Origin of the sequence: Nitratidesulfovibrio oxamicus (assembly GCF_015731765.1) — a bacterium.
Taxonomy (GTDB): domain Bacteria; phylum Desulfobacterota; class Desulfovibrionia; order Desulfovibrionales; family Desulfovibrionaceae; genus Cupidesulfovibrio; species Cupidesulfovibrio oxamicus.
In genome coordinates, this window is record NZ_VRYY01000150.1 from 1 (window position 1) to 5,496 (window position 5,496).

The window sequence follows — 5,496 nt, forward strand, 5'->3', positions numbered from 1 at the left end:
CCCCCGGCCCGCCGCTACCTGTTGCGCGATTCCGCCGAGCGGGCGTGCGCCTCCAGCCCTTCCAGCCGGGCCAGCCGCGCGATGGACGCGGCATGCCCGCGCGTGAACGCGGCGGTGGCCGAAATGACGCTGGTGCGCTTGCAGAAGGTCTGCACCGAGAGGGCCGACGAAAAGCGCGCGGTGCCCATGGTGGGCAGCACATGGTTGGGACCGGCGTAGTAGTCGCCCACCGGTTCCGGCGACCAGCCGCCCAGGAACACGGCCCCGGCATGGCGGATGGCGCCCAGCAGCGCCCACGGATCCTTGGTCAGCACTTCCAGATGCTCCGGCGCGATCATGTTGCTGATGGCGACGCCGGTGGCCATGTCGGGCACCACCACGATGGCGCCCCAGTCGGCCAGCGCCTTGCGGGCAATGTCCGCACGCGGCAGCGTGTCGCACTGGGCGGCCAGTTCCAGCTTCAGGGCGTCCACCAGCGCGGGCGAATCGGTGATGCAGATGGACGAGGCCAGCGGGTCGTGCTCGGCCTGCGACAGCATGTCGGCGGCCACCCAGTCGGCGCGGGCGGTGTGGTCGGCAAGGATGAGTATCTCGCTGGGCCCGGCGATCATGTCTATGCCCACCCGGCCTATGAGCAGCCGCTTGGCCGTGGTCACCCAGATGTTGCCCGGCCCGGCGATGACGTCCACGGGGCGCACCGTCTCGGTGCCGAAGGCAAGGGCGGCGATGGCCCAGGCGCTGCCCGCGCGGTGCACCTCGGTAATGCCCAGATGATGCGCGGCGGCGAGAATGAACGGGTTCAGCGTGCCGTCCTTGCGGGGCGGCGAAATGACGGCGATTTCCGGCACCCCGGCCACCTGGGCGGGAATGGCGTTCATCAGCAGGCTGGAGATCAGCGGGGTGTTGCCGCCCTGCCCGCCGGGCACGTACAGCCCGGCGCGGTCCACGGGGGTGACCATCTGCCCAAGCACCGAACCATCGGGCCGGGTGGTGAACCACGACCGTTCCTTCTGCGCCTCGTGAAAGGCGCGGATGTTGGCGGCGGCTTCGGCAATGATGGCCCGGTCGTCGGGGCCGACCTCTTCGAGGGCGGCGGCGATTTCGTCTTCACTCACGCGGATGCGCGCGGCGTCGAAGCCGGGGCAGTCGAAACGGCTGGTGTAGTCGGCCAGGGCGGCATCGCCCCCGGCGCGGACGGTATCCAGAATCTCGCGGACGGCGGGTTCCACGGTGTCGCCGGGGTTGTCGCGTCCCGCGAGCAGGGCCTGCAGTTCCTTCCAGTCGTCCACCGACCGGAGGAAGAGCGTACGGCAGGGCATGGCGGCCTCCTTGAGAGTGCGACCTGTATGCGGCGGTGTGCTTCGGGGTGCCGCGCGGCGGGAGGGCCAACGGTGGCTGCCTGCGCGCACAGGCGGCAATGGGTGTGTCCGCGCCACATACCGGAGCGCAGGGCAAAAGTCGAGAGCGCCGCACTGGCGAGCGGTTCGGCCCCAAGGTTGTGGCGGGCCGACGGCGGATCGGGGAGACAGGCCGGGGAACGGGGGAAACAGCGGGCGCAGTGCGTGCAGGGGCGACTCCGCAGGCGTTACCCCGCCCGTCAACTCACGTTCAGGATGACCGAAAACACGTTGATCAGCACCCACACCGGGGACCCCACGGCCAGATCCAGCGCGCGCACCCTGTCTGCCGTAAGCACGGAGCAGATCTCTGTGCCGTCTTCCAGCCGGGCCACAGCTTCCGCCGTGGCCGCGCCCACCACCACCCTGACGATGGTGGCCGGGTACACGTTGCCCGCCGAGGACGACGGGGCCTCGCTGCCCACGGTCAGCACCACCCACGGGGCCTTCACCTCTGCCGCCGCGAACACGCCGGGGCGCAGGCCCAGGTTGTCCAGACTGTCGTTGGTGATGACCGAGGCCACCCGGATGCCCGACGGCGTCTGCACCGAGACCACCGACTGCACGTCGCCGCGCACCACCGCCGCGATGCGCCCGTAAAAGGCGTTGCGCGCGCTGGTGCGGCGGCGCTGCTCGCGGTCCAGCGCGTGGCCCACCATGCGCTGCATGTCCTCGCTCGAAACGTCGATGTACGCCGCCGTCAGGCTGGCCGTGGAATGGCCCAGCAGGCGCTGCACCACGGGCAGCGGCAGGCCGGAGCGCAGCAGTTCGATGGCCCGCGAGCGGCGCAGGGCGCTGGGGTTGGCAAGGTCCGGGGCAAGGTCGCATTCATGGGCGCGCTCGTAGAACTTGCGGCGCACGTGGGCCTGGTCCACGGCGAAGGGGTGTTCGCCCTCGCCCGCCACGGCCTCGTCCAGCAGGTCGGCAAGCTGGGTGACGAGGTCTGGCGGCAGTTGCACCTCGCGCTGCGGCTCGCCCAGGTAGGCCACGCCGCGCGCCGTGTCGATGTCGCGGGTGGGGGCAAGGGCCAGCACCTCGCCCAGGCGCGCCCCGGTGTGGCGGATGAGCAGAAACACCAGCAACATGCGCAGGCGCGAACGGCGCACGTCGCCCCGCACCGGGCGGGCGGCCCACAGGCGGAAGGCTTCTTCCAGCCGGGCCAGTTCCACCGTGTCCAGATACTTCACGTCGTCGGGAATGGAGAGCATGCCCGCCGGGTTGTGGCGGCGTTCCGCCACGTTTTCGGCCAGCGCTTCCCAGATTCGTTCGAGGCTGTCGTCCTGTCGCATGGGTGTCCCGTTGGTTGCGTGCGCGTGGGGCCGGGCGCGGCGCGTGCCCGGGTCCGGATGCCGCCCGTTCGTTGCCCGAATTTCCATCATATAGGCGCAGCCGCACGAAAATCAAAGCGATGATTCACTTCGCGCACAGGCATGAAAATAAAATAATCCGTGACAACGAATCGCCCATGCGCTATTTTTAAATTGACACGAAGATTATAAAAAACGTGTCAGCAAGAATCAAAAAGGCAGCCGGACAGAACAAGCGCACCGGACAGCAGCCCTGCTACCCGCCCGGCCACCCGACCGGTCCCGTCAGCCAATCGCTCCCATCGCCCCACCCCGACATCCCGACACAGGAGGACACCATGTACTTCCCCGTCGCAGGCATACACGCGGAACCGTGGCTACCGCCGCTGGTGGCGTTCGTCGTGTCGTTCTTCATGTCCATGGGGGGGGTGTCGGGCGCGTTCCTGCTGCTGCCCTTCCAGATGTCCTTTCTGGGCTACGTGAACCCCTCCGTCAGCGCCACCAACCAGTTTTACAACGTGGTGGCCATCCCCAGCGGGGTGTACCGCTACATTCGCGAAGGGCGCATGGTCTGGCCGCTGACGTGGGTGGTGATCATCGGCACGCTGCCGGGGGTGCTGATAGGGGCCTTCGTGCGGGTGACGTACCTGCCCAACGCGCGCGACTTCAAGCTGTTCGCCGCGTGCGTGCTGGCCTACATCGCCCTGCGCATGGTGCGCGACCTGACCAAGAAGAAGGCGGGCAACGGCAAGGCCACGGCGGAGGAAAAGTTCCGCGCGCTGGTGCGCACCCACCGCGAAAAGGCGGCGGCGGAAGGCAGGAACCCCGACGACTTGCCCGCCGTGTGCATGAACGAGTGCTGCCTGTCGCGCATCTCGTACAGCTTCTACGGCGAAACCTACAGCTTCCGCACCGTGGGCATCTTTACCCTGAGCTTCATCGTGGGGATCGTGGGCGGGGTGTACGGCATTGGCGGCGGGGCCATCATCGCACCGTTCTTCGTCTCTTTCTTCGGGCTGCCGGTGTACACCGTGGCGGGCGCGGCCCTTATGGGCACCTTCGTAACCTCGGTGGCGGGCGTCACCTTCTACATGGCCATCGCGCCGCTGTACCCGCACATGTCCGTGGCCCCGGACTGGACGCTGGGCCTCTTGCTGGGCATTGGCGGCATGGCGGGCATGTACCTGGGCGCGCGTTGCCAGAAGCACGTGCCCGCAAACCTGATCAAGTGGATGCTGTGCGTCATCCTGCTGTTCACGGCGGGGAAGTACGTGGTGGAGTTTTTCAGGTAGATCGCAAGCCGCGGCATTCCGGCATAAAGTCATTGACGAAAAGGGGGGTACCGACGGGTGCCCCCTTTTCCTTGCCGCCGACGCAGGCTCCCCCTTGCCTTTTACCCCGCTCCGTGGTGATGGTGTGCCCGCCGGGCGGCCTCACCCGGCCAGTCCGGAACCCCGCGCAAGGAGCCCTGCAATGCGCAACGCCGTGCCGCGCGTGGCGGCCATCCACGATCTTTCCGGCTTTGGCCGCACCTCGCTCACCGTGGCCATTCCCGTGTTGTCCGCCATGGGCGCGCAGGTGTGCCCCATGCCTACCGCCGTGCTGTCCACGCACACGGCGGGCTTCACCGGCTACAGCTTTCTGGACCTGACCGACCAGATGCGCCTGTTCCTTGACCACTGGCAGGCCCTGAACCTGAAGTTCGACGCGGTGTACAGCGGCTTTCTGGGTTCCCCGGCGCAGGTGGACATCGTGGCCCGGTGCATCGACATGTGCCGGGTAGAGGGCGGCCTTGCCGTGGTGGACCCTGTTCTGGGCGACAACGGCCAGCTGGAACCCACCATGGACATGGAGATGGTGCAGCGCATGCGCTGGCTGGTGCGCAAGGCGGACATCATCACCCCCAATTTCACCGAAGCCGCCCTGCTGCTGGACGAGCCCTACCGCGAATCCATCTCCACGACAGACCTCATGGACTGGCTGCGCCGCCTGACGGCCATGGGGCCGCGCGTGGCGGTCATAACCAGCGTGCCGGTGGCCGGGCATGCGGGCGTCAGCTCCGTTGCGGCCTACCACAGCACCCACGACAGGTTCTGGAAGGTGGACTGCCAGTACATACCCGCCCACTACCCCGGCACGGGCGACACCTTTGCCAGCGTGCTTACCGGCAGCCTGTTGCAGGGCGACAGCCTGCCCATCGCCATGGACCGCGCCGTGCACTTCGTCACGCTGGGCATCCGCGCCACCTTCGGGCACAATTCACCCAGCCGCGAGGGCATCCTGCTGGAACGGGTGCTGGACACCCTGCGCGCCCCGGTTACCGTGAGCAGCTACGAACTTCTGGAGGACGAGGACCGATGCAAGTAGACAGCCCCGCGTGCGGCACCGCCGCCACGGGCTCTGACCGGGACAACGCGGGGGGGGCAGCCCCCGGCGCGTCCGGCTCCGACATTTCCGGCACCAGCCCGTCCATACCCGACGCCGCGCACCTGCCCATCGGCATGTTCGATTCGGGCGTGGGCGGACTTACGGTGTTGAAGGCCCTGCGCACCCGCATGCCCTGCGAGGACATATTGTATCTGGGCGACACCGCCCGCCTGCCCTACGGCACCAAGAGCGCGGAAACCATCACCCGCTACGCCGTGCAGGCCGCGTCCAGGCTGGTGCAGCGGCGCATCAAGCTGCTGGTGGTGGCCTGCAACACGGCCACATCCGTGGCGCTGGACGCCCTGCGCGCCGCCAACCCCGGCCTGCCGGTGGTGGGCGTGGTGCAGCCGGGTGCACAGGCGGCC

General features: G+C 68.2%; 5 protein-coding genes. 3 read left to right on the forward strand and 2 right to left on the reverse strand.

Annotated elements, in window-relative coordinates; all coding sequences use genetic code 11:
• Positions 1–14: 14 nt before the first annotated feature.
• Together hisD and FVW20_RS06570 are read right to left on the reverse strand one after the other, a co-directional pair.
• Positions 15–1,319, reverse strand: coding sequence for a histidinol dehydrogenase (gene hisD / locus FVW20_RS06565; RefSeq protein WP_196608802.1), 1,305 nt, complete (start codon positions 1,317–1,319; stop codon positions 15–17).
• A 278-nt stretch (positions 1,320–1,597) separates the two neighbouring features.
• Positions 1,598–2,686 (reverse strand): TOBE domain-containing protein, encoded by a 1,089-nt coding sequence (locus tag FVW20_RS06570; protein WP_196608803.1) that lies wholly within the window; start codon positions 2,684–2,686, stop codon positions 1,598–1,600.
• 356 nt (positions 2,687–3,042) lie between these two features.
• Between FVW20_RS06570 and FVW20_RS06575 the strand changes: the two genes are divergently transcribed.
• From FVW20_RS06575 to FVW20_RS06585, 3 genes are all read left to right on the forward strand, one after another.
• On the forward strand, positions 3,043–3,996 hold the full coding sequence (locus FVW20_RS06575) for a sulfite exporter TauE/SafE family protein (protein ID WP_196608804.1): 954 nt from the start codon (positions 3,043–3,045) through the stop codon (positions 3,994–3,996).
• A gap of 181 nt (positions 3,997–4,177) precedes the next feature.
• On the forward strand, positions 4,178–5,071 hold the full coding sequence (locus tag FVW20_RS06580; RefSeq protein ID WP_196608805.1) for a pyridoxamine kinase: 894 nt from the start codon (positions 4,178–4,180) through the stop codon (positions 5,069–5,071).
• Between the two features lie 134 nt (positions 5,072–5,205).
• A partial coding sequence (locus FVW20_RS06585; RefSeq protein ID WP_231038929.1) for an aspartate/glutamate racemase family protein occupies positions 5,206–5,496 on the forward strand: 291 nt, incomplete at its 3' end.